Annotated in this window: 21 protein-coding genes, 2 tRNA genes, 1 rRNA gene and 1 other RNA gene; 11 read left to right on the top strand and 14 right to left on the bottom strand. The window is 20.8% G+C overall.

The features are described 5' to 3' along the window. Positions 1-67: 67 nt before the first annotated feature. Together rrf and cspE are read left to right on the top strand one after the other, a co-directional pair. A 5S ribosomal RNA gene (gene rrf / locus BTSPAZIEG_RS01650) occupies positions 68-183 on the top strand. Between the two features lie 180 nt (positions 184-363). Further along, positions 364-573, top strand: coding sequence for a transcription antiterminator/RNA stability regulator CspE (gene cspE, locus BTSPAZIEG_RS01645; protein ID WP_009874442.1), 210 nt, complete (start codon positions 364-366; stop codon positions 571-573). A gap of 79 nt (positions 574-652) precedes the next feature. On the opposite strand, the gene ybeD is transcribed toward cspE, so the two are convergent. Next, on the bottom strand, positions 653-916 hold the full coding sequence (gene ybeD / locus BTSPAZIEG_RS01640) for a DUF493 family protein YbeD (protein ID WP_075472824.1): 264 nt from the start codon (positions 914-916) through the stop codon (positions 653-655). Between the two features lie 194 nt (positions 917-1110). Between ybeD and cysS the strand changes: the two genes are divergently transcribed. Continuing rightward, the gene (gene cysS / locus BTSPAZIEG_RS01635; RefSeq protein WP_075472822.1) at positions 1111-2523 is read left to right on the top strand and encodes a cysteine--tRNA ligase; all 1413 of its coding nucleotides are present in this window, start codon (positions 1111-1113) and stop codon (positions 2521-2523) included. Here the strand turns inward: cysS and folD are convergent. Continuing rightward, positions 2520-3377, bottom strand: coding sequence for a bifunctional methylenetetrahydrofolate dehydrogenase/methenyltetrahydrofolate cyclohydrolase FolD (gene folD, locus BTSPAZIEG_RS01630; protein WP_075472820.1), 858 nt, complete (start codon positions 3375-3377; stop codon positions 2520-2522). The genes cysS and folD overlap by 4 nt on opposite strands. Positions 3378-3493: 116 nt before the next feature. Here folD and BTSPAZIEG_RS01625 point away from each other — a divergent pair. Next, positions 3494-3567: transfer RNA gene (locus BTSPAZIEG_RS01625), tRNA-Arg, on the top strand. Between the two features lie 228 nt (positions 3568-3795). Here the strand turns inward: BTSPAZIEG_RS01625 and htpG are convergent. The 3 genes from htpG to dnaX form a co-directional block, all read right to left on the bottom strand. Next, the gene (gene htpG, locus BTSPAZIEG_RS01620) at positions 3796-5673 is read right to left on the bottom strand and encodes a molecular chaperone HtpG (protein WP_075472818.1); all 1878 of its coding nucleotides are present in this window, start codon (positions 5671-5673) and stop codon (positions 3796-3798) included. 144 nt (positions 5674-5817) lie between these two features. Further along, a complete protein-coding gene (locus BTSPAZIEG_RS01615) occupies positions 5818-6108 on the bottom strand; it encodes a YbaB/EbfC family nucleoid-associated protein (protein ID WP_075472816.1) in 291 nt (96 codons plus the stop codon). A gap of 26 nt (positions 6109-6134) precedes the next feature. After that, positions 6135-7229, bottom strand: coding sequence for a DNA polymerase III subunit gamma/tau (gene dnaX, locus BTSPAZIEG_RS01610; RefSeq protein ID WP_075472814.1), 1095 nt, complete (start codon positions 7227-7229; stop codon positions 6135-6137). Positions 7230-7369: 140 nt separating this feature from the next. On the opposite strand from dnaX, the gene ffs reads away from it, so the two are divergent. Then, an RNA gene (gene ffs, locus BTSPAZIEG_RS01605) (signal recognition particle sRNA small type) lies at positions 7370-7466 on the top strand. Positions 7467-7493: 27 nt separating this feature from the next. On the opposite strand, the gene BTSPAZIEG_RS01600 is transcribed toward ffs, so the two are convergent. The 6 genes from BTSPAZIEG_RS01600 to BTSPAZIEG_RS01575 form a co-directional block, all read right to left on the bottom strand. Further along, on the bottom strand, positions 7494-9245 hold the full coding sequence (locus BTSPAZIEG_RS01600) for an ABC transporter transmembrane domain-containing protein (RefSeq protein ID WP_075472812.1): 1752 nt from the start codon (positions 9243-9245) through the stop codon (positions 7494-7496). A 40-nt stretch (positions 9246-9285) separates the two neighbouring features. Beyond that, complete coding sequence (locus BTSPAZIEG_RS01595; RefSeq protein WP_075472810.1) at positions 9286-11016, bottom strand: ABC transporter transmembrane domain-containing protein; 1731 nt, start codon at positions 11014-11016, stop codon at positions 9286-9288. A gap of 313 nt (positions 11017-11329) precedes the next feature. Further along, a complete protein-coding gene (gene lon / locus BTSPAZIEG_RS01590) occupies positions 11330-13660 on the bottom strand; it encodes an endopeptidase La (protein WP_075472808.1) in 2331 nt (776 codons plus the stop codon). Between the two features lie 143 nt (positions 13661-13803). Beyond that, positions 13804-15033 carry an ATP-dependent Clp protease ATP-binding subunit ClpX gene (gene clpX, locus BTSPAZIEG_RS01585; RefSeq protein ID WP_075472806.1) on the bottom strand — a complete coding sequence of 410 codons (1230 nt, stop codon included), beginning with the start codon at positions 15031-15033 and terminating at the stop codon, positions 13804-13806. A 60-nt stretch (positions 15034-15093) separates the two neighbouring features. After that, entirely contained in the window at positions 15094-15729 is a 636-nt protein-coding gene (locus BTSPAZIEG_RS01580) for an ATP-dependent Clp protease proteolytic subunit (protein ID WP_075472804.1), read from the bottom strand. 243 nt (positions 15730-15972) lie between these two features. Next, a complete protein-coding gene (locus BTSPAZIEG_RS01575) occupies positions 15973-16281 on the bottom strand; it encodes a BolA/IbaG family iron-sulfur metabolism protein (protein ID WP_075472802.1) in 309 nt (102 codons plus the stop codon). A 412-nt stretch (positions 16282-16693) separates the two neighbouring features. Here BTSPAZIEG_RS01575 and cyoA point away from each other — a divergent pair, with 412 nt between their 5' ends. The 5 genes from cyoA to BTSPAZIEG_RS01550 are packed head-to-tail and all read left to right on the top strand — an operon-like array spanning position 16694 to position 21417. Beyond that, complete coding sequence (gene cyoA, locus BTSPAZIEG_RS01570) at positions 16694-17551, top strand: ubiquinol oxidase subunit II (RefSeq protein ID WP_075472800.1); 858 nt, start codon at positions 16694-16696, stop codon at positions 17549-17551. 57 nt (positions 17552-17608) lie between these two features. Then, positions 17609-19561 carry a cytochrome o ubiquinol oxidase subunit I gene (cyoB, locus tag BTSPAZIEG_RS01565; protein WP_075472798.1) on the top strand — a complete coding sequence of 651 codons (1953 nt, stop codon included), beginning with the start codon at positions 17609-17611 and terminating at the stop codon, positions 19559-19561. 21 nt (positions 19562-19582) lie between these two features. Continuing rightward, entirely contained in the window at positions 19583-20203 is a 621-nt protein-coding gene (locus tag BTSPAZIEG_RS01560; RefSeq protein ID WP_075472796.1) for a hypothetical protein, read from the top strand. A 15-nt stretch (positions 20204-20218) separates the two neighbouring features. After that, positions 20219-20521, top strand: coding sequence for a cytochrome C oxidase subunit IV family protein (locus BTSPAZIEG_RS01555; protein WP_075472794.1), 303 nt, complete (start codon positions 20219-20221; stop codon positions 20519-20521). After that, on the top strand, positions 20494-21417 hold the full coding sequence (locus BTSPAZIEG_RS01550) for a protoheme IX farnesyltransferase (RefSeq protein ID WP_075472792.1): 924 nt from the start codon (positions 20494-20496) through the stop codon (positions 21415-21417). The genes BTSPAZIEG_RS01555 and BTSPAZIEG_RS01550 overlap by 28 nt, the downstream gene beginning before the upstream one ends. Here BTSPAZIEG_RS01550 and BTSPAZIEG_RS01545 read toward each other — a convergent pair. Both BTSPAZIEG_RS01545 and nusB read right to left on the bottom strand, forming a co-directional pair. Next, a complete protein-coding gene (locus BTSPAZIEG_RS01545) occupies positions 21412-21702 on the bottom strand; it encodes a TusE/DsrC/DsvC family sulfur relay protein (protein ID WP_172793701.1) in 291 nt (96 codons plus the stop codon). The genes BTSPAZIEG_RS01550 and BTSPAZIEG_RS01545 overlap by 6 nt on opposite strands. Positions 21703-21859: 157 nt before the next feature. Then, positions 21860-22291: a transcription antitermination factor NusB gene (gene nusB / locus BTSPAZIEG_RS01540; protein ID WP_075472787.1), complete on the bottom strand. Its 432-nt coding sequence runs from the start codon at positions 22289-22291 to the stop codon at positions 21860-21862. Between the two features lie 117 nt (positions 22292-22408). Between nusB and BTSPAZIEG_RS01535 the strand changes: the two genes are divergently transcribed. Next, positions 22409-22485 (top strand) — tRNA-Met (locus BTSPAZIEG_RS01535). 15 nt (positions 22486-22500) lie between these two features. On the opposite strand, the gene recD is transcribed toward BTSPAZIEG_RS01535, so the two are convergent. Beyond that, the gene (gene recD, locus BTSPAZIEG_RS01530; RefSeq protein ID WP_075472785.1) at positions 22501-24315 is read right to left on the bottom strand and encodes an exodeoxyribonuclease V subunit alpha; all 1815 of its coding nucleotides are present in this window, start codon (positions 24313-24315) and stop codon (positions 22501-22503) included. Between the last annotated feature and the right edge of the window lies 1 nt (position 24316).

Raw genomic sequence — 24316 nt, 5'->3', positions numbered from 1 at the left:
TTTCTAAGAATAAAATTATGATAATATTCAATATTATTATAAAATTATAATTAAATATTATAAATAACCTGGTAAAAATAGTGTAATGGTACCACCTGATCCCATTCCGAACTCAGAAGTGAAACGTTATAACGCCGATGGTAGTACGAGGATTCCTTGTGTGAGAGTAGGAAATTGCCAGGTTATAGATTTTTATTATTAAATATTTTTTATTTTTAATTATTTTTAGATTTTTTTTATTATTTTATTTTTAAAATGAATTAATTTATTAATTTATTTTATGAAATTTATTTTTTTAAATATTGAATTAACTGCAGGTATAAGCTTTATAGTTTATATTTTTCACTCGAAGGTAATATATAGATGTCCAAGATTAAAGGTAATGTTAAGTGGTTTAATGAATCTAAAGGTTTTGGTTTCATTACTCCGGAAGATGGTAGTAAAGATGTTTTTGTACATTTTTCAGCTATCCAAAGCAACGGATTTAAAACTTTGGCAGAGGGTCAAAGCGTTGAATTCGAAATTACCGAAGGCGCAAAAGGGCCATCAGCCGCAAATGTTATTAGCTTATAATATTTTTTAAATATTAATGCTTTTCATGAGCCAAGCTTTTGCGGTGCGGATTTTTTTATATACCGCATCGCAAAATTATTTATAAAACCATTCTGACTAAATGTATTTTGCTTAATTCATTATATAAATTTTCTATTTGTTGAAAATTTTGAGCACATATTGTAACAGAAATAGAAAGATAAGTTCCTTTATTACTAGATTTTATTTGTGGTGTATAATCTCCCGGAATATGTATTTGTATAACTTTAATAATATTATTTGTTAATTCTGGTTGTGACAATCCTATCACTTTATATGTAAAAGTACATGGAAATTTTAACATTTTTTCTAATGTAATTTGCATTCTCAATTATTCCAATAAATTTATAATTTTAAAAATAAAAAACTAATGTTTTTATAGTATATGTTTGATGAAACAAGTCAAGAATTAATATTTAATAATTTTAAAAATTTATTTTTAATTTTTCATTTTTTTATTATATTTATTTTTTATCAAGAAAGATTAAAAAAAAATAAATATTTTTTTGAGAGATTTTTATGTTAAAAATTTTTAATTCCTTAACAAAAAAAAAAGAAATTTTTCATGTTAAAAATACAAAAAAATTAAATATTTATGTATGTGGTGTTACAATATATGATTTTTGTCATATTGGGCATGCACGTACTTTTATTTTTTTTGACATAGTAATTAGATATTTTAAAATTTTAGGATATTCTATCTTATATGTTCGAAATATTACTGATATAGATGATAAAATTATTCAACGTGCATTAGAAATAAATGAATCTGTAAAACATTATACAACACGTATGATATATGAAATGAAAAAAGATTTTTATAGTTTAAATTTATTAGTTCCTCAAATAGAACCATGTGTTACGCAATACATTACTGAAATTATTATGATGATAAAAGTATTATTACATAAAAAATATGCATATATTTCAAAAAATGGTGATGTTGTTTTTAAAATTTCAAAATTTAAATCTTATGGAATATTTTCTAATCAAGGGTTGAATTTACATTTTAAAAAAATATTGAATATAGATTTAGATTATGTAAAAAATAATAAAAATGATTTTGTTTTATGGAAATTAAAAAAAAAAAAATGTTTGAAAACTGAAATTTTTTGGAAGTCTCCTTGGGGTTTAGGACGTCCGGGATGGCATATAGAATGTTCAACTTTAAATAATAAATTTTTTAAAAATGGTGCGGATATTCATGGAGGAGGTATTGATTTATTATTTCCTCATCATGAAAATGAACGAGCTCAAAATTTAAGTTTTCAAAAAAATTCTTGTGCAAATTTTTGGATGCATGTAGGTATGGTAATTATCAATCAATCCAAAATGTCTAAATCTTTAAAAAATATTATTACAATTCGAAATTTAATTTGTAATTATTCTGCAGACGTAATACGTTATTATTTGTTATCTACTTATTATCGCCATCCATTAAATTTTTCGGAAATTCAAATTTTACATACAAAGAAAATTATATCTCGTATGTATTCAGTTTTAAAATTATATGATTTATCTAAAATATTTTTTCAAATTATTTATTTAGAACAAAAAAGATTTATAAAATTATTTTTTTCTGCATTAGAAAAAGATTTTAATACTCCTCTTGCATGTTCAATTTTGTATGATTTATCAAAATATATTAAAAAATTATATGGAAAAAATAAAGATTTAGAAATGAAATTAATAGCTACTTTAATTTATTTAGGGAATATTTTAGGTATTTTTTTAAATGTAAAAGAAAAAAATTTTTTTTATCATAAATCGAAATCTTTGCACTTTTCATATTTTATTAAATATTTGATACAATTGAGAAATTTATATCGTCGTAAAAAACAATGGGATTTAGCAGATGATATACGTATTCAATTAAAAAATTTAAATATTTTTTTAGAAGATTCAAAAGAAAATTCAAAATATTTTTTTTAATTTTTTTTTTGTTTTTGAAAAGCTTCGAAAGTATTTTGTAATAATGCTGCAACAGTCATGGGACCTATTCCTCCTGGTACTGGAGTAATATATGAAGTTTTTAAAGATACAGTTTTATAGTGTACATCTCCTACAATTTTTTTATTTTTTAAATAATTTATTCCTACATCAATTATAATAGCTCCTTTTTTAATCCATTGACCTAATAAAAAATTTGGTTTACCAATTGCAATAATAATTAGATCAGAAATTTTTGTAAATTTTAAAATGTTTTTGGTAAATTTATGTGCAATAGTTATTGTGCAACCTTTATGTAATAATTCTAAAAACATAGGACGTCCTACTGTAATTGAAGAGCTAATAATTAATGCATTAAAGCCTTTTATATTAATTTGATAATGTTCTAATAATGTTATAATTCCTCGTGGAGTACATGAACGAAAGGAAGAATTTTTTAAATATGATAATCCAATATTGTACGGATGAAAACATTCGACATCTTTTTTAGGTGAAATATGTCGAAATATAGTAAGAATATTTAAATGTTTAGGAATAGGTAATTGAATTATAATACCATCTATATTAATATTTTTGTTTAATTCTTGAATTTTTTTTAAAACTTTATCTTCTGAAATAGAAATGTTGAATATATAATATTGTATGTAAAATCCAACAAAATTTCCTGCTTTTTTTTTATTAGAAATATATAATAATGATTCGGGTTTATTGCCAATCAAAATAATAGCTAATCCGGGAGGTCTATGATAATTATAAATTTCTAATTTTACTTTTTTTTTTAGTGTTTTTAAGATTTTTAAAGAAATTTTTTTTCCATTTAGAATTTTTGTATTCATATTATAATTTCCATTTTTTTAAAGTTATATTTTTTCAAAATAGATAGTTTTTTTTTAAAAAAAAATATTGCACTTTCTTGATTATTCGATATAATTAAAAATTATTATATTTTTTTGCGCTCTTAGCTCAATTGGATAGAGCAACAGCCTTCTAAGCTGTAGGTTACAGGTTCAAATCCTGTAGAGCGCAAATAATACATATTTTTTTAAATTTAAAGACAAATGAAATATTAAGTTTAATAATTGATTTTATAAAATATACTAAAGTGTATGTTTGATATAAAATTTTAAAAAATTTTTAATAATTTGTAAATTTTTTATTTTTAAATATAATGGAGCTCCTGTATTTTTTTAGGAACTCTCAAAATATTTATTTTTTTATGAAAATATTAATAATTTTTAAAATTTTTAATAGTTATTAATTAAGTAATAATTGATTAATTTTTTGAATGAAATTATTAGGATTTTCTAAATTTCCTTTTTCGACTAAAATTGCTTGTTCAAATAACATTTCAATCCATATTAAAATATTTTTTTCTGATTTAATATTAATAATTTTTTGTATTAAAGGATGTTGCATATTAATTTCTAAAATATATTTTATAGCTGGAACGGTTTGTCCTGCGGCAGTAAACAATTTTGCCATTTGAGTACTCATATCATTTGAATCTGTTACCACAATCACTGGAGTATTAGTTAAACGATGAGTAATTCGAACATCTTTTACTTTTTCTTTTAAAATATTTTTTGTTTTTTCTATAAAAGAAGTATATTGTTGATTGTTTTCTGGTGTAATATTTTTTTTTGGTGTTATCATTTTTTCTAATGAAAGATCAGTTTTACTAATAGATTGAAATTTTTTATTTTCAAATTCTAATAAATAATTCATCATCCATTCATCTACACGATCAGATAATAATAAAACATCAATTTTATTTTCTTTAAAAATTTCTAAATGCGGACTATTTAAGGATGCTTCATAACTTTCAGAAGTTAAAAAATATATTTTCTCTTGATTAGATACAAAATTTTTTAAATAATTTTTTAAAGATAAATTTTGTTCTTTTTGCGGCATATGTAAAGAACTAAATCTTAAAAGATTAGAAATTATGTTTTTATTTTCTGTATCTTCAGCAATTCCTTCTTTTAAAATAATTCCGAAATTATTCCAAAATTTTTGATATTTTTTTGGTTCTTTTTCTTGTAATGTCGTTAATGACATTAAAATACGTTTTGTTAAAATTTTTCGCAAATTTTTAATTAAAGGATTATCTTGTAAAATTTCTCTTGAAATATTTAATGGTAAATCTTGAGAATCAATAATTCCTTTTACAAATCTTAAATAATTTGGTAAAAATTGTGTTGCATCATCCATTACATACACATTTTTAACATATAATTTTAAACCATGTTTATTTTCTCGATTCCACATGTCCCAAGTAGATTTTTGAGGAATATACATTAAACTAATGTACTCTTGAGATCCTTCAATAATATTATGTATCCATGTTAATGGTTTTTCTATATCTTTTGTTAAATATGTATAAAATTCTTGATATTCTTTTTTTGTAATGTTTTTTTTAGGTATAGTCCAAATTGCTTTAGCTTTATTAATTTGATCCCAAGATATAATTTTTTTTTTTTCATCATATTTAGAAATTTCAATTGGAATTGAAATATGATCAGAATATTTTGAAACAATATTTTTAATTTTCCATTCTTCTAAAAATTCATGTTCAGTAGATTTTAAATGTAAAATTATTTGTGTTCCGATTTCTTGAATTGGGATTTCTTCAAGAGTATATGTTCCTTTTCCTTCTGATTCCCATAATAAACCTTGCTTATTTTTTAAATTTGCATGTCGAGTATATACTGATACTTTTTTTGCAACAATAAATGTTGAATAAAATCCAACTCCAAATTGTCCAATAAAATCATTTTTTTCTTTTTTATTTTTTTGTAATTTTTCTAAAAAATTTTTAGTTCCAGATTTTGCAATTGTTCCTAAATTATTTATAATTTCATCTTTTGTCATTCCAATTCCGTTATCTATAACAGTAATGGTATGATTTTTTTTATCTAAGGATATTTGAATTTTAAAAGGATTAATAAGTTTTTTATATTGATCCGGATGAGATAATTGAGAAAAACGTAATTTTTCAATAGCATCGGAAGAATTTGATATTACTTCACGTAAAAAAATTTCTTTATTAGAATATAAAGAATGTATCATAAGATGTAATAATTGTTTAACTTCTGATTGAAAAACATGAGTTTTTTTTGTTTTTTGATCCATTTTAAAATTTTCCTATAATGAATTATTTATTTTTTCAAAAAAAATTTATATTATTAAAATATAATATATTATTTTAGCTGGTGTTCTGTTATTCGTCGAGATTTTTTTTTAAAAAAAAAATAAAATTTTTTTAAAAAAAAGTTATTATTTTTTAATTATATTTTTGGTTTGTGTTTCTAAAATTTTTTGTATGGCTTGATTAAATGCGGCAATAATCAAGTCTATTGTTACTTTTTTATCAGTAATATTAAATAATGTATTATCAATTTTTATTTTTTGACAATGATATAAACCATTCAAATATACTTTAACTAATCCTGCACCTGATTCTCCTTTTACAACAATGTTTTTAACTTGGGTACGAATTTTTTCCATATTTTTTTGCATGTTTTGCGCTTGATTTAATAATTTTTCAAAATTTTCTTTTGTAAACATATTTTTTCCTAATTAAATTTTTAGAATTAAATTTCATGATAAATTTGAAGAAAAAGTATTTCTAGTCCAATACGGATATTTGGAGCATATTTTAAATTTTTTCTTCCATTTATTAAAATTGTATAATATTTTTGTATTTTTTCAAAAGATGTTATTTTAGCAAAATTATAAATTTTTTTTATTGAATATAAAGATTTTTTTAAAGATTTAGATTGGTTTGATAATGTGACTTGTAATAGTGCAATATAATGAAATAATTGAATTATTTTTATTAATATTTCTTCTAAGGAAATACTCAAATTTTCTAAAAAATCTAATAATTTAAAAATTTTTTGTAGATCTTTTGTCAAAATATATTTTACAAATTTTATAATATGTTTAGAATGACAAATTCCTAGTATTTGTGTTACTTTTTCATAAGTAATTTTTTTATGCATTTCAGAAGCAATAACTAGTTCTGTCATATTGATAGCATCTCGTATACTTCCAGAGGAATTTTGAGATAATAATTCTATAGCTTTGGATTCTATATCAATTTTTTCTTTTTTCAAAATTTTTTTTAAAAATTTATAAATTTTTTTTTCATGTATAGGTTGTAAATGTAATTGTAAACATCGTGATCGTATAGTATAAGGTAATTTTTCTAATTCAGTTGTTGCTAAAATAAATTTAACGTGTTTTGGAGGTTCTTCTAATGTTTTCAAAAGAGCATTAAAACTATGTTTTGATAACATATGAATTTCATCAATTAAATAAATTTTAAAACGTCCTATAATTGGTGTATAATGTATAGATTCTAAAACTATTTTAATATCTTCTATTTTTGTTCGTGAAGCTGCATCAAGTTCAATAAAATCTAAAAATTTTCCTTGTTCTATAGAGATGCAATTATTGCAAATACGACAAGGTAATGTTGTAATACTTTTTAAGCAACTCAAACTTTTAGCTAATATTCTAGCTAATGTTGTTTTTCCGATTCCTCGTATTCCGGTAAATAGCCAGGCATGATGAATTTTTTTTAAATTAATAGAATTTATTAATAATTGTACAATATATTCTTGACCTATTACTTCTTTAAAAATCTGAGGTCGCCACTTATTTGCTAAAACTGTATATTGCATATAGAATCCTATTCATAAAATTTAAAATTTTTTTTTAAAAAAAATTTTACTAGACTTTTTATAAAATTTAGTGTTTAATTAAAAAAGATTATTTTTTTACAATTTATAAAATAATGTTTTTTATAAATTTTTAAAAATCCTGTTAGAATTAGAATACTATTAATATTTAAACATCTGGTCAGGTTTGGAAAAAAGCAGCCAAATTAAATACAATAGGTATTGGAAAATCTAACAGGATTTTTAATATTTTTAAAAAATTAATGTTTAAAAGATATTTTTTTCTTGTAATTGAAAAGAATATATTTTCCAATAAAATCCTTTTTTTTTTAATAATTCTACATGAGAACCTTGTTCAATTATTTTTCCTTGATCTAAAACAATAATTTTATCAGCATTAATAATTGTCGATAATCGATGTGCAATAACAATAGTAGTAGTATATTTTTTGATTTCTGATAATGTATGATTAATTTTTTGTTCTGATTCAGCATCTATATTAGCTGTAGCTTCATCAAAAATTAATATTTTTGGACGTGTAACTAAAATTCTACTTATTCCAATTAATTGTTTTTGTCCTTGTGATAAATTTTTTCCTTGTGGGTCTAATTGAGTGGTAATATTATGTGGTAAAGTTTTTACTAAAGAATTTAATTGTACTTTTTTAATTATTTTTAATATTTCTTCATCTTTTATTTTTCTACCTAAAGTAATATTTTGTTTAAACGTATCACACAAAATTGTTGGTTCTTGTTGCACCATAGCAATGTTTTTACGTAATTTTTTTTTTTTTAGTGATTTAAGATCTTTTTTATCTAAAAATATTTTTCCTGTATATTCTGGATAATATCCCATTAAAAGTTTTGCTAAAGTACTTTTACCACTTCCTGTTTTTCCTACTAAAGCTATAAAACTATTATTTTTAATTTTTAAATTGATATTATGTAATATTTTTTTTTCTTTTATATTATAATAAAAATTCACATTTTTAAATTCTATTTCACCAGTGGTCCATGGTAAATTATTCATTCCATATGTTTGTTTTTCAGAATTTAATAATGTAAAAATTCTTTCAGAAGATACAATAGCTTGTTGTAATAAAGATTGTTGATTTGCCATAGAAATTAGAGGTTCATTTAAACGCCCTAAATAGTTCATAAATGTATATAATATACTAATATTTAGTACATTATAATTAGATAGTTTAAAAAACATAATAATCATTACTAAAATTATTGAAGAAATAAAACTGAGTAAAGGTCGTAATAAAAGACCATCAAGACGTAACATTTTCATACGTTCTGAATAATTTTTTTTACTAATTAATTCAATTTTTTTAATAAATTTTTTTTCTTGTTGAAATTGTTGGATGATAATAATTCCATTTAACATTTCATTAATGATTACATTCAATTGTGTAATAGAATTTTTAATTTTTTGAATAATAGGTTTACTATATTGTTGATGGATAAACATGATTAAAGTCACAATAGGAATCATTAGAGAGCTAATTAAAGCCATTTTATAATCTAAATAAAACATAGATATTAAAATTAAAAAAAATAATATAAAATTTTTTAAAATGGAAGAAATTATTACGTCATAAAATTCTTTGATAGATTCAGTATCATTAATAATATTTGTGACTAAATTTCCAATGGGAACTGTATCAAATATTTTCATAGGTTGCTGTAAAACGGAATGCATAACTTGAAGTCTAATTTTTTGAATAATAGAAATAGAAATTTTATTAAATGTTATTTTTTGAATATAATTTAAACTTGCTGAAATAATTTGTAATATTAAAAAAATAAAAACTAAATAAATAGATGTTACATAATTATAATTTTTTATAGTTAAGATATTTTTTAAAAACATGCTAATAATAATTGGTCCCAATATTTCTGTTACTATAGAAAAAAACATTAATATGCAGGAAAAAATTAAAGATTTTTTATGATTTTTATAATAAGATAATAATTTTTTTAAAGTCAACCAAGATTGTATGGTATTATTCACGATATTATAAGTTCCTTTATATAGATTTTTTGTCTCTTGATTAAGTTTTAAATTTTTGATAATGATACATTTTCTGATACCAATTTTCTTCTTTCATTAATAACTCATGGGTACCTTTTTGAAGAATAACTCCATTTTTTATTACAATAATAAAATCAGCTTTTTTTAAAATAGATAATTTATGAGAAATAATGATAAAAGTTTGATTTGGTAATTTTTGATTATAAAGATTTTTTAAAATTTTTTGTTCTGTTTCGTTATCTACTGCAGATAAGGGATCATCTAAAATTAAAAGTTTAGGAGAAGTTAAAAAAGCTCGAGCAATAGCAATTCTTTGTTTTTGACCGCCAGATAATGAAACTCCACCTTCTCCAATATAAGTATTATATCCTTCAGAAAAATTTTTTATTTCATCATGAATTTCAGAAAGTTTTGCTGCATTAATAATTTCATTTTCGGAAGCAGAAGATTTTCCGAAAGAAATATTATTTAAAATATTATCTGAAAAAAGTAAAGGAGATTGCTCTACGACAGAAATATGTTTTCTCCAATTTTTTTTAGAAATATTGTTAATATTGTATTGATCATATAAAATAATACTATTTTTATTTGTGTAAATTCCTTGTATGATTTTTATTAACGTTGTTTTTCCCGCTCCCGTTGGTCCACAAATTCCTAAAATTTTTCCTGGAAGAAGTTTAAAATTAATTTTATGTAAGGTATTATTATGCCGAATAGGATATTTAAAATTTTTAATTTGAACGTTTAAAATACCTATTTTTTTTAGTGTAATTTTTTTTTGAGAATTTTTATGTTTTTTTTCAGATAATATTGTTTGTATTCTTTCCCATGAAACGCTTCCACGTTCTACAATATTAAATAACCAAGCTAAAGCTAACATTGGCCAAATCATAGTGCCTAAATATAATAAAAAACTAGTTAATTGACCAAATGTTATTTTATGTTGAGAAATTAAAAGACTTCCTCCTAAAACAGCAATTAAATTAGAAATTGAAATTGCTAAATAAATAATAGGATCAAATTGAGCATCAATTTTAGTTATGTTTAAATTTTTTTGACTTGTATTATCTGATAAAATTGAGAATTTTTCTAGTTCTTTTTTTTCTAATCCAAAACTGCGAATCATACTAATGTTACTTAAACAATCTTGCGTATAATTTGTTAAAAGAGAAAAAGATTTTTGAGATTTTTGATAACAAATATGTATTTTTTTTCCAAATTTTTTAACAATAAAAGCCATGATTGGAAGTGGTAATAAAGACGCTAAAGAAAGTTTATAATCAATTCGTATGCACATAGTTAAAAAAACTGAACATCCTAATACTAATGAATCAATTAAAGTTAATACACCTTCTCCAGCTGCGAAAACTACTTTATCTATATCGTTTGTAACTTTTGCCATTAAATCGCCATTTTTAGCAGTATTGTAAAATTTTGCATTTTTATAAATTAAAGAAGTACAAAATTTAGTCCGTAGTTCTGTGGCTAATTTATATGAAGCACCAAATAGTAAAATACGCCAAAAATATCTTAATATATAAATCAGACCACTAATAAGAACTACTAAACACATCCATTGTAAAGTTTGTGTATTATTAATATTTTTATGATAAATATCATCAATAATTTTTCCAATAATAGTAGATGGAAATAATTGTAAAATAGTTACTGAAGTTAATAAAAAGAACGCACCTAAATACCTTTTCCATTCTTTTTTAAAATACCAACTTAATTGTTTAAATAATTTCACAAAATTACCTTTTTTAAAATAAAAATTAAATATAATAAAAAAATACAAATATTTTTTTGTAAAATTTAATGTAAAAAATTTTTAAAAAAATATAATAATTATATCAGTTTTTTTTTTAAAAAAAAAATATTTTTTTTAAACTTAATATAAATCTTTTAATTTTATATTTTTATCTATAAAATATAAATTTTTATTATAAAAAAATTTTTCTTAAATATTAGATATAAAAAGCTGGCAATGAAAAAAATTTGCCAGCGATATTTTGTATATATAATTTTTAAAATATTTTTTATAAAAATTTTTTAATATATATTTAATATGGATTTTTTTCTAATGCTATAGTTAGTATTTCTGTAATATTTTCTACAGGATGAATGCATAAATTAGTAGTAATTTTTTTTGGTATTTCTTCTAAATCTCTCATGTTTTCAAAAGGTATTAATACTTTTTTAATACCTCCACGATGAGCAGCGATTAATTTTTCTTTTAACCCACCAATATTTAGCACAGTTCCACATAAAGTGATTTCTCCTGTCATAGCAATATCTGAACGTACAGGATTTTTAGTTAAACAAGAGACAATAGCTGTGCACATAGCAATACCTGCACTAGGACCATCTTTTGGAGTTGCGCCTTCAGGTACATGAACATGGATATCATTTTTTTCATAAAAATCTTTTTTTATATTTAATTTTTTTGCTTGAGATCGTACAACTGTTAAAGCAGTTTGAATAGATTCTTGCATTACTTCACCTAAAGAACCAGTATAAGTTAATTTTCCTTTTCCTGGTATACAAGCACTTTCAATTGTTAATAAGTCTCCACCTACTTCAGTCCAAGCTAATCCTATCACTTGACCTATTTTATTATTTTTATTTTTTTTACCATAAAAATATTTTTTAATACCTAAATATTTTTTTAAATTTTTTTTATTAATGTTAATATATTTTTTTTCTGGATTTAATAACAAATATTTAACAGATTTTCGACAAATTTTAGAGATTGCTCTTTCTAAATTTCTTACACCAGCTTCTCGGGTATAGTATCGAATAATATTAATTAAAGATTCATCATCAATGTTTAATTCATGTGTTTTTAATGCATTTTCTTTCATTTGTTTTTTATATAAATGTTTTTTTGCGATATGAAATTTTTCATCTTCAGTATATCCTGATAAATAAATCACTTCCATACGATCTAATAATGGAGCTGGAATATTTAATGAGTTAGATGTTGCAACAAACATAACATCTGAAAGATCGTAGTCTACTTCTAAATAATGATCATTAAAAGTAACATTTTGTTCAGGATCTAATACTTCTAATAAAGCTGCAGATGGATCGACTCTCATATCACATGATATTTTATCAATTTCATCTAATAAAAAAAGTGGATTTTTAACACCTATTTTAGAAATTTTTTGAATAATTTTTCCTGGCATAGAACCGATATATGTTCTTCGATGTCCTCGAATTTCAGCTTCATCTCTCATCCCTCCTAAAGCCATACGAATATATTTTCGTCCAGTGGCGCGAGCAATAGATTTTCCTAATGAAGTTTTTCCAACGCCGGGAGGGCCGACTAAACAAAGAATTGGTCCTTTAATTTTTTTAATACGATTTTGAACAGCTAAACATTCTAAAATTCTTTCTTTCACTTTTTCTAATCCAAAATGATCTATATTCAATATTTCTTGAGCTTTTTTAATATTTTTTTTGATTTTACTACGATTTTTCCAAGGAACTTGAATCATCCATTCGATATAACTTCGAACTACAGTTGCTTCAGCAGACATTGTAGGCATTAGTTTCAATTTAGACAATTCCATTTCAGTTTTTTGTTTTGCTTCTTTTGGCATTTTTGATATTTTAATTTTTTTAGCTAATGTATCATATTCATCTGGAATTGAATCTAAATCTCCTAATTCTTTTTGTATTGCTTTCATTTGTTCATTTAAATAATATTCTCTTTGACTTTTTTCCATTTGTTTTTTAACACGATTTTGTATTCTTTTGTCTAATTTTAATAATTCCATTTCAGATTGCATTATAGACATTAAAAATTCTAATCTTTGATTTATTTTTTCTGTTTCTAAAAACTTTTGTTTATCTTGCAATTTTAAAGGCATATGAATAGCAATAGCATCACCTAATTTTTCAGCAGTCTGAATTTTTTCTAAAGTTTTTAAAATATCATAAGAAATTTTTTTATTTAATTTAATATATTTTTCAAATTGAATAATTGTAGTTTTAATTAATACTGTTTGTTCTTGTGGAGATAATTTAAAAACGGTGATTTTTTTTAATTTCGCAAATAAAAAATATTCATTGTTTGTATATTGTATAATTTTTGCGCGACATAATCCTTCAACTAATATTTTAATTGTTCCGTCCGGTAAAGTTAAAAATTGTAAAATATTAGAAATTGTTCCAGTTTCAAAAAGTTCTTTTTCTGTTGGATTTTCTATTACGGCATTTTTTTGAGCAATTAACATAATTTTTTTATTATTTTCAAGAGCTGACTCAATACATTTAATAGATTTTTTGCGGCCAATAAATAATGGAATAACCATGTTTGGATATACTACTACATCACGTAAAGGTAATACTGGCATTTCAAGATATTCAGAACGACCAGAATTCATAAATATGTCTCTTTCTTTAGTTAAAATGAATTACAATTATATTTTTTATAAAATTTTATATAATAAAATAAGGAGAAATTGACATTTTTTTAAAATAATAGATTTTATTATAATTTTTTATTTATAAAAATTTAATATAAATTTTATAAAAATGTTATTTTAGGTTTTGAAATACCTATTACTACTTCTTTATCAATATATATTTTATGAACATTTTTATAATCTGGTAAGTGATACATTGTATCTAATAGTAATTTTTCTAAAATAATTTTTAAACCTCGAGCTCCTGTATTTTCTTTTTTTGCTTGTTTTGCGATTTCAGAAAGTGCATTTTTTTGAAATTCTAATATAACGTTATCTAATTTAAATAATATTTGATATTGTTTAATAATAGAATTTTTTGGTTTTAATAAAATTTTTTCTAATTGTATTTGATTTAATTTTTTTAATGTAACTAAAATTGGAAGTCGTCCAATAAATTCAGGAATTAATCCAAATTTTATTAAGTCTTTAGGATATATTTCAGAAAATTCTATTTTATTAGATTTTTTAATATTTTTATGAAAAATTTTAGAATTAAATCCAATTAAAGTTTTTTTTTGTAATCTATTTGAAATAATGCGTTGTAATCCTGTAAAAGATCCGCCACATATAAACAAAATATTTGTAGTATCTATTTTAATAAATTCTTGATTTGGATGTTTACGTCCTCCTTTTGGAGGTACTGAAGCAATAGTTCCTTCAATAATTTTTAATAAAGCTTGTTGTACACCTTCACCGGATACATCTCTTGTTAAAGAAACATTCTCTTTTTTTTTAGAAATTTTATCTATTTCATCAATGTATATAATACCTTGTTGTGCAGCTTCAACGTTAAAATTACATTTTTGTAATAAAGAGTGCAAAATATTTTCGACGTCTTCTCCTACATATCCTGCTTCAGTAAGTGTAGTTGCATCTGTAATAACAAAAGGAACTTGAATAAATTTTGCTAATGTTTTTGCTAATAAAGTTTTTCCGCATCCAGTAGAACCAATTAATAAAATATTACTTTTTTCTAATTCAATGTTGTTATTTTGAACATATTGTAATCGTTTATAATGGTTATAGACAGCTACTGATAATACTTTTTTTGCATGTTTTTGACCAATAACATATTGATTTAAATGTTCATAAATTATTTGAGGTTTAGGAACACAAAAATTTATTTTTTTTTTTTTTTGTTCTTGTTCAGTAAAAAAAGTAGCGCAAATATTAACACAAGTTTTACAAATTTTTAAATACGGACCAATAATTAATTTAGATTTCTTATTTTGTTTTTTTTGACAAAAATTACAATAAATATTATTTTTAGATTCAATTGTATGATCCATATATTTTCTCTTAATAATTTTCAAAAATATTAAATAAATTTTAAAATATAAAAAATTTTATTATTTTTCTTCATTACGTTTTATAAAAATTTTATCAATAATACCGTATTTTAAAGATTTTTCAGGAGATAAAAAATAATCTCGTTCAGTATCTAATTCTATTTTTTTAATATCATTTTTAGTATGATATGCAATTAATTCATTAATTTTTTTTTTCATTTTTTGTATTTCATGAGCATGAATAATAATATCTGAAGCTTGTCCTCTAAATCCTCCAGAGGGTTGATGTAACATAATACGTGAATTTGGTAAACAAAATCTTTTTCCCGGTGTCCCTGAACATAATAATACAGATGCCATAGAACATGCTTGTCCTAAACATATGGTATTAATATTTGGTTGAATAAATTGCATAGTATCATAAATAGATAATCCAGATGTTATAATGCCTCCTGGAGAATTAATATATAAAAAAATATCTTTTGTTGGATTTTTAGATTCTAAAAATAATAATTGTGCAATAATAGAGTTAGATAAAGTATCATTAATAACTCCTGTTAAAAAAATAATACGATCTTTTAATAATCGTGAATAAATGTCATATGTATGTCCATATGAAGAAGTATTTTCGATAATATATGGAGCAGACATATCAGAATTTATGTTTTTTTGTGTGTAATAAAAAGAATATGGCATATAATTGTATTCTCAAGAAGTTAAATAGCAGTTAAGAGAAAAATATAGTGTAATAATTTTTTGAGGTATTATAAAAGATTTTTTATATTCTAAAAAATATAAAAAAATAAATTTTAATGAGGTATTTTGAAGTTTTTAAGTATTTTACGATGTTTATATAGGAAAATTATATATTCATAATTTATTTTTGAAAATTAAACTATTTTTTAAAATAAAATATTTTTTATAATAAAAACATTTTATTTAAGAGTGCAAATCTCGCATACACAAAAAATTTTTATGTGTTTTAGTATGTTGTTTTAACCATTCAGGAACAGTATATAAATATAAATTTAGACTTGCAATATATTCATAAAAATATATTTTTAAAATATTGTAAACAAATTGATGACGTTTTAATAAATTCATTTTTAAAAAATTTTTAGATACTATAATTAAAGTATAATGTTTTTTTTTTTTTTGTTTTTTAATATGGAATTTACTATGATTTTGAATTTGAATATGATATAAAATAATTTTTTTTTTTAATGTATTTAAAATTAAATTTTTCATGTTTAAAAAATAAATCCTTTTTTAAATAATTATAGATTTTTAAAAGTTTTAAAGAGGATTAAAAATTGTATTTATATAATAAATGTCAAATATAATTTTTATTATAAATTATTTTTTTTTAAAAAAATATTAAAAATGTATAATTAGAATAGTATATAATATTCAATTAAATAATAAAAATAATTTATTATTTTTTCTAAATTATAAATTAAAATATTTTTATTTTTAAAATAATAGTATAACAGTTTTTTTAAAAAAAAAAATTAATTTCTTTTTTTAAGAAAAATTATCTTGAAAAATTTTTAATAATTTTAAAAAAAAATTTTAAAAATTTTTTATTTTTTTATTAAAAAAATAAATTATTATATTTTTTAAAAATATTAATATTTATAAAAAATGAGATAAATTTAATATGTTTAAAAATAACAATATCAAAAAATTTTATAAAATTTTTATTTTATGTGGATTATCTTTTTTTTTAACTGCTTATTCTAAAAACAATTTTTTTAATTTTTCTTCTGGATTAATTTCACAAATAGAATATTCATTAATGTGGACTGTCTTTAAAGTAATGTTAATTATAGTAATTCCGGTATTTTTTTTAACTTTTTTTATTTTATATAAATATCATAAAAATAACAGAACTGAAATATATCAACCTGATTGGTCTCATTCTTATAAAATTGAAATAGTTATTTGGTTGATACCAATTTTAATGGTTTTATTTTTATCTCATTTGTCCTATAAATATACACATTTATTGGAACCACATAAAAATATTAAAAGTTCGATTACCCCAATTGTAATAGAAGCTGTTTCATTAGATTGGAGATGGTTGTTTATTTATCCAAAATACAAAATTGCTACTATTAATGAAATAGTCATTCCGATTAATACTCCCATACATTTTAAAATTACTTCTTATTCTGTAATGAATTCGTTTTTTATTCCATCATTAGGTAGTCAAATTTATTCTATGGCTGGTATGAAAACTCAACTAAATTTAATTTCTAATACTTTGGGTAATTTTACAGGTATTTCTTCAAATTATAGTGGAGCTGGATTTTCAAATATGAAATTTCAAGTTAGAGTAGTAAAAAATTTTAAAAATTTTTATAAGTGGAAAAATAGAGTACAAAAATCTATTTTAAATTTAAATACTTTAAAAAAATTTTTAAAACTTGCTACTCCGACTGATAATTTTAAAATAAAATATTTTTCTTCAGTAAATAAAAATTTATTTCAAAATATTATTAATTTATTTAAATAAAAAAATAATATATTTTTTATTAAATGATTAATTTTTTGTTTTTAATAAGGAAATTCAATGTTTGGAAAATTAAAAATTTCTTCTTTTCCGTTTCAAGAACCAATAATTTTAGGTACTTTTATAATTTTATTAATTATTGGTATTGGTATTTTATCTTATTTAACATATACAAAAAAATGGAAATATTTATGGAATTCTTGGTTTACAACTGTAGACCATAAAAAAATTGCAATTATGTATTTAATTTTAAGTTTTTTAATGTTTATTCGTGGTTTTATAGATGCTGTTATGATGCGTATGCAGCAATTTTTATCTTCTTCTGAAAATTTTTCCGGTTTTTTACCATCACATCATTATGACCAAATTTTTACCGCGCATGGGGTCATTATGATTTTTTTTGTTGCTATGCCGTTAGTAATAGGGTTAATGAATTTTATTATTCCATTGCAAATTGGTGCTAGAGACTTAGCATTTCCAACCTTAAATAGTATAAGTTTTTGGTTAACAGTTAGCGCTATGATATTAATGAATTTATCTTTAATTTGTGGAGAATTTGCGAAAACTGGTTGGTTAGGTTATCCTCCATTATCAGAATTACAATATAGTCCTGGAGTTGGTGTAGATTATTGGATTTGGATATTACAAATTTCTGGTTTAGGTACAATATTTACTGCTATTAATTTTTTAGTTACTATTTTTAAAATGAGAACTTCAGGTATGAAATTGTTTCGTTTACCAATTTTTACTTGGGCTTCATTATGTACAAATATTTTAATATTAATTTCTTTTCCTGTTTTAAGTATTACTTTAGGATTGTTAACTTTAGATAGGTATTTAAATTTTCATTTTTTTACCAATGATTTTGGTGGAAATATGATGGTATATATAAACTTAATTTGGATTTGGGGACATCCAGAAGTCTATATTTTAATATTACCAATGTTTGGAATTTTTTCTGAAATTGTATCTACATTTTCTAAAAAAAAAATATTTGGTTATGTTTCATTAGTTTGGGCTACAATTGTTATTACAGTTCTTTCTTTTATCGTTTGGTTACATCATTTTTTTACTATGGGTTCTGGTGCACATGTAAATACATTTTTTAGTATTACAACTATGATTATTGCAATACCTACTGGAGTTAAAATTTTTAATTGGTTATTTACAATGTATCGTGGGCGCATTCAATTACATTCTTCAATGTTATGGACAGTTGGTTTTTTAATTACTTTTACAATTGGAGGAATGGCAGGAGTACTTTTAGCAATACCACCTATTGATTTTATTTTACACAATAGTTTATTTTTAGTAGCTCATTTTCATAATGTAATCATTGGAGGGGTAGTATTTGGAAGTTTTGCTGGACTTACATATTGGTTTCCTAAAATTTTTGGTTTTAAATTAAATGAAAAATGGGGTATTAGATCGTTTTTTTTATGGATTATAGGATTTTTTGTAACTTTTATGCCATTATATCTTTTAGGATTAATGGGCATGACACGTCGTCTAAGTCAAAATATTAATAAAAATTTTCATATGTTATTAATTATTTCTATGTGTGGTGTTATATTTATTTTTTTAGGTATTTTGTCACAAATTATTCAAGTTTATATATCATTTAAAAATCGTAAAAAATATATAGATAATACAGGAGATCCATGGGATGGTCGTACTTTAGAATGGTCTATACCTTCTCCCCCTCCTATTTATAATTTTTCTATTTTACCAAAAGTTACAAGTAAAGATGCTTTTTGGAAAATGAAAAATACTCAACAAAAAGAAATTATAAAAAAAAAATATGTATCTATTCATATACCTGCCAATGATCATTTTGGTTTTTTTTTAGGATGTTTAACAACAATTTTTGGTTTTTCAATGGTTTGGAGAATTTTTTGGTTATCAGGTCTTATGAGTATTAGTATAATAATATTAGTAGTTTTAAAAAGTTTTATTTCTCTTCCTGAAATAATAATTTCTAAAAAAATAATTCGAAATTCTGAAAAAAAATAAATTTTATATAATAGGAAGACAATGATTTTTCAAAAAAAAAAAATACATCAATATTCTATAAAAAAAGATATTCAAAAAGACAAATTTGAAAATAATGTTTTTGGTTTTTGGTTATATTTAATGAGTGAATGTATTATATTTTCTATTTTGTTTGTTGTATTTTTTATAATGAATAAAAATAGACAGTTAAATCAATTATTTGATCAAAAAATTGTATCTTTATGGACAATTTTTTTAGAAACATTTTTTTTATTAAGTACTTCTTTTTTAAATAGTTTTTTAGTTTACATTTTAGATAAAATATCTTTTAAGTATGTTTTATATTTAATTTTATCTATTTTATTTTGTGGTATGACATTTTTATATATAGAAATTTCAGAATTATATAAAATTTTTTGTTTTTTTTGTTTAAATAAAATTAATGGATTTTTTTCATCTTTTTTTGCATTATTAGGAATGCATTGTTTACATGTATTTTTTGCTTTATTGTGGACATTTGTATTATTATTACACATTTTTAAAAATACAATTATAAAAAATGTATATAAAAATTTTGTATGTTTAAATTTGTTTTGGCATTTTTTAGATATTATTTGGTTATTTATTATAACATATATATATTTATTAAATAATATCATTTAAATTTTTGGTATAATTATGTTAACAAAAAAAAATATTTTTTTTTTTTTAAAATCACCTGTAATAGGATTTTTAATTCTTTTAATATTAACAACATTTACATTTTTTTTTATTATTTTTGGAAATTGTTCTTATATTGTTAAAAAAATAATTATTATTTTAAATTTTTTTGTACAAATTTTTATCCATGGATATTATTTTATATATGTTAAAAAAGAATTTAAAAGATTTTGGAATATTATTTCTTTATTATTTACTTTTTTAATTATTTTTATAATTTTTTTGGGATCTTTATGGATTATGAAAAATTTAAATCATTAAAAATTTTTAAAAAAAATTTTTTTAATTTTTTAAAAATATTGATTTTATTTAAACCAGGTATTATTATTGGAAATAGTTTATCATTTTTAACCGGTTTTTTTCTAGCATCTCAAGGAAAAATACAATTTTTTTTATTAAAAAATTCTTGGTTAAGTATTATTTGTATAATAGCGTCTGCATGTGTTTTAAATAATATTTTTGATCGCGATATTGATCAGAAAATGAATCGAACAAAAAATCGCATATTATGTCATGAAAATTTATTTTTAATTTTTTTTTCATATTTAATAAGTATTATATTGTTTATTTTTAGTTTTTGGTTTAGTTATAAATCTTATTTGATTAAATATTTTATTTTATCTTTTTTAAGTTTTATCATTTATGTATTTTTATATACTAAATTTTTAAAACGTAATACTATATATGCAACTATAATAGGCGGTATTTCAGGTGCTTTTCCGCCTGTTATAGGATATTTAACTGTTCATAAAACTATAAATTTTTGCTGTATATATTTATTTTTGTTATTTTTTTTTTGGCAAATACCTCATACTTTTTCAATAGCAGTGTATAGATTAAAAGATTATAAAAAAATTAAATTACCTTTATATCCTTTAAAAAAAGGAGTTTTAAAATCTCAAATTATTATGAGTTTTTGTATTATCTTAAATATATTATTTTTATTTAAGATTTTCGAAAATAGTTTATTAAATTTTAATAATTTTTTAATTATATTTTTTTTTTATAGTTTATGGTTATTTTTTTCTATTTTTGGACGGTTAATTTATTCTATAAAAAAATGGTCATATTATATGTTTTTATATTCTCTTATAGTATTAATAATACAAAGTTTTTTTTTAATTGATTTTTTTCATTGTAAAATTATATACTTATGAACATATATGAATATTTGATAATCCTGAAATTTGACAAGCTATTTGTAGAGGTTTTTTGGGAAATAAAACAAATAAAGTTTGAGTATTTAAACTAATTTTATATTTTTTTGATATTGAAATAATAATCATTTTTAAAGTTGGAATATTTTGATATTTTTTGTAAAAGTTTCTAATAAAAGAAACAATATACCAATGTTTTAAGGTCAAAAAAATATTGTATTTTAATGCAATTTTTTGAGCAATTTGATAATTCCATTTTTTTTTTTTATTTTTTTTTTGTAACATGAAAAAATTCATTAGTTGATTTAATTAATTTAATATTTTTAAAATAATTGATATTTTATTTTTAATAAAATGATTCTTTTTAAAAACAAAATTTTATAAATATTTTCTAAATATACATATTTTATGTATATTTAGGTTTTTTAAAAAATTATTAATTTCATAAATTTTTTTTATTTTTTTTTATTAAATACATAACAATTTTATCTAAAACGCCGTTAATAAATTTATGACTTTTATCTGCACCAAATATTTTAGCTAATTCAATTCCTTCGTTAATTGAAACTTTATATGGAATATCTTTTCTATTTAAAATTTCAAATAATGAAATTCTTAAAATTATTTTTTCTATATTTCCTAAAATTTTAATTTTTCTTGATAAATAAGGAATCATAAAAATGTCTAAAAATTTTATATTATCTATTACTCCATTAATAATATCATAAAAATAAATCAAATCAATTTTTCTAATATCATTCTTTTTAAAAAAATATTCTATTATTTCTGGATTTAAAGAATTTTTAGAAATTTGCCAAGCATATAAAGTTTGCAAAGCTATAATTCGGGCTTCTCGTCTTTTTTTCGGAATCATATGTACGATCTCTAAAGAGTTTTTTAAAAAAAAATGTATATTATTTTTAAAAAAATTTATTTTTTAAAAAAATTCTTGTTTTTAAAAAAAAAATATTATATACTATAAAATAATAAAAGCGGGGTGGAGCAGTCAGGTAGCTCGTCGGGCTCATAACCCGAAGGTCGTTGGTTCAAATCCAGCTCCCGCAACCAGATTTTTTAAAAATTTTAAATATATTGATGTATTCCAGAATATTTTTTTTGTGTAGTATTTAAAGTTTTTAAAAGTATTTTAGGATTAATATATATTAATATTTTTTTTTTTGTTCTTGTAATAGCGGTATAAAATAATTCTTTAGTTAATAAATTAGTATGATAATTTGGAAAAATTAGAATTATTTGATTAAATTCTGATCCTTGGGATTTATGAATAGTAATTACCCAAGCACTTTTAAAATTTGTAATTAAAAATGGATCATAAAAAATTAAAGAATTATTTTCAGAATAAAAAAAAATTTTATATTTTTTTTTGTGAATTAAACAAATACCAATTGTTCCATTAAATAATTTTAATTTAGTATTATTTTTTGTAATTATAATAACTTTTCCATGATACCATATCTTATTTATTTTTTTATTGTATTTTTTTATTTGAGTATATTTTTCATAAAAATAATTATCTAAAAAATTATTTAAAAAAATTGTTCCAAAATATCCTTCATTAGTTACACATAAAATTCTTTTTTTATGAAAATTTCTTAAAATTTCTTTTATGTTTTTAGATTTTTTTATATATTTCCAATGTTTTTTATATAATTTTTTAATTTTTTTTAACATTTTATAAAAACATTTCGAAGTTTTAATATTTTTATATAAAAAGTTTTGTGTATTTTTAAAATAATTTAAATTATTTAATGTAATTTTTTTTTTTTCTTCTAATATTTTTGTTATATAAATTATTTGTTTATTTTCTTTAAATCGATAATTTTTTTTTAAAATAGTAATAGAATTTTTTAAGTTTTGAAAAGAAATATTTTTTGAAATAATAACTTTTTCATTAGTTAAATTATATAAATGTTGAGAAAATTTTTTATTATATTGATTACATGCTTTAAAACAAATTTCTTTTAAAATAGATGCCATTTCAATTGGAGGTAATTGGTTAATATCTCCTAAAAAAATTATTTTTGTTTTTTTTGAAATTTTTTTGCAAATTAAAGACATCATTTGAATGTCGATCATAGATGATTCATCGATTATTAAAATATCTATTTTTTTTTTTTGTATAATTTTTAATTTGTTTAAAGAATTTTCTTTTTTATCTAATAATTTATGTAAGGTCATAGAATATATAAAATTTTTTTTTTTAAAATTATATTTTTTTTTTTTAAAAAAAAACGTTTGAATTGTTTCATATAATTGAAAAGTAGCTTTTCCTGTTAGAGCTGTTAACGCAATATGTAATGGACGAGTTTTTGTTTTTATTATTATCATTAAAAAATATGCAATTAATGTTGTTTTTCCAGTTCCTGGTCCTCCAATTAAAAAAGAAATTTTATTTAATAACAATATTCCCAATGAGATTTTTTGTTGCGAATCTAAAAAGTTTTTACAAATATTTTGATATTCTTTTTTAAATTTTTTAATTTTATTTAAATAATTTGGATTAGTTCTTTTTAAGAAAAAAATAATATTTTTTTCTATTTCCCAATAACGAAATAAATATACCATATTTTTTTTAATAATATAGGGAATTTTTTTTTGTTTTTTTTTTTTCCAAAATTCTAAGTTTTTGAAAAGTTCCCAAAATTTTTTTAATTGTACAATTTTTTTTTGAAGAAGATGATTAGTAAAAAAATATTTAATTGGTAGACAAGTATGACCATAATGAATCGCATGATTTAATATTAATAAAATTAATAAATTTTGAATTGAAAAATATGATATAAGATTTTTAAAACAATAAAAGTCTATTTCTTGAATTATTTTTTTATTTTTTACTTTTTCTAAAATTTTTAATATTTTTTCTTTAGTTAAGTTCATT

Origin of the sequence: Buchnera aphidicola (Tuberolachnus salignus), assembly GCF_900016785.1 — a bacterium.
GTDB lineage: Bacteria > Pseudomonadota > Gammaproteobacteria > Enterobacterales > Enterobacteriaceae > Buchnera_F > Buchnera_F aphidicola_M.
This window is presented reverse-complemented; position numbering and strand designations above follow the sequence as displayed.

Coding starts and splice junctions, on each gene's coding strand:
- clpX (WP_075472806.1), bottom strand. CDS start 15,033: ATGGATCATACAATTGAATCTAAAAATAATATTTATTGTAATTTTTGT.
- cysS (WP_075472822.1), top strand. CDS start 1,111: ATGTTAAAAATTTTTAATTCCTTAACAAAAAAAAAAGAAATTTTTCAT.
- recD (WP_075472785.1), bottom strand. CDS start 24,315: ATGAACTTAACTAAAGAAAAAATATTAAAAATTTTAGAAAAAGTAAAA.
- folD (WP_075472820.1), bottom strand. CDS start 3,377: ATGAATACAAAAATTCTAAATGGAAAAAAAATTTCTTTAAAAATCTTA.
- lon (WP_075472808.1), bottom strand. CDS start 13,660: ATGAATTCTGGTCGTTCTGAATATCTTGAAATGCCAGTATTACCTTTA.
- BTSPAZIEG_RS01615 (WP_075472816.1), bottom strand. CDS start 6,108: ATGTTTACAAAAGAAAATTTTGAAAAATTATTAAATCAAGCGCAAAAC.
- BTSPAZIEG_RS01545 (WP_172793701.1), bottom strand. CDS start 21,702: ATGTTACAAAAAAAAAATAAAAAAAAAAAATGGAATTATCAAATTGCT.
- nusB (WP_075472787.1), bottom strand. CDS start 22,291: ATGATTCCGAAAAAAAGACGAGAAGCCCGAATTATAGCTTTGCAAACT.
- BTSPAZIEG_RS01575 (WP_075472802.1), bottom strand. CDS start 16,281: ATGAAAAATTTAATTTTAAATACATTAAAAAAAAAAATTATTTTATAT.
- cyoA (WP_075472800.1), top strand. CDS start 16,694: ATGTTTAAAAATAACAATATCAAAAAATTTTATAAAATTTTTATTTTA.
- BTSPAZIEG_RS01560 (WP_075472796.1), top strand. CDS start 19,583: ATGATTTTTCAAAAAAAAAAAATACATCAATATTCTATAAAAAAAGAT.
- BTSPAZIEG_RS01550 (WP_075472792.1), top strand. CDS start 20,494: ATGGATTATGAAAAATTTAAATCATTAAAAATTTTTAAAAAAAATTTT.
- cspE (WP_009874442.1), top strand. CDS start 364: ATGTCCAAGATTAAAGGTAATGTTAAGTGGTTTAATGAATCTAAAGGT.
- BTSPAZIEG_RS01580 (WP_075472804.1), bottom strand. CDS start 15,729: ATGCCATATTCTTTTTATTACACACAAAAAAACATAAATTCTGATATG.
- BTSPAZIEG_RS01555 (WP_075472794.1), top strand. CDS start 20,219: ATGTTAACAAAAAAAAATATTTTTTTTTTTTTAAAATCACCTGTAATA.
- dnaX (WP_075472814.1), bottom strand. CDS start 7,229: ATGCAATATACAGTTTTAGCAAATAAGTGGCGACCTCAGATTTTTAAA.
- cyoB (WP_075472798.1), top strand. CDS start 17,609: ATGTTTGGAAAATTAAAAATTTCTTCTTTTCCGTTTCAAGAACCAATA.
- ybeD (WP_075472824.1), bottom strand. CDS start 916: ATGCAAATTACATTAGAAAAAATGTTAAAATTTCCATGTACTTTTACA.
- htpG (WP_075472818.1), bottom strand. CDS start 5,673: ATGGATCAAAAAACAAAAAAAACTCATGTTTTTCAATCAGAAGTTAAA.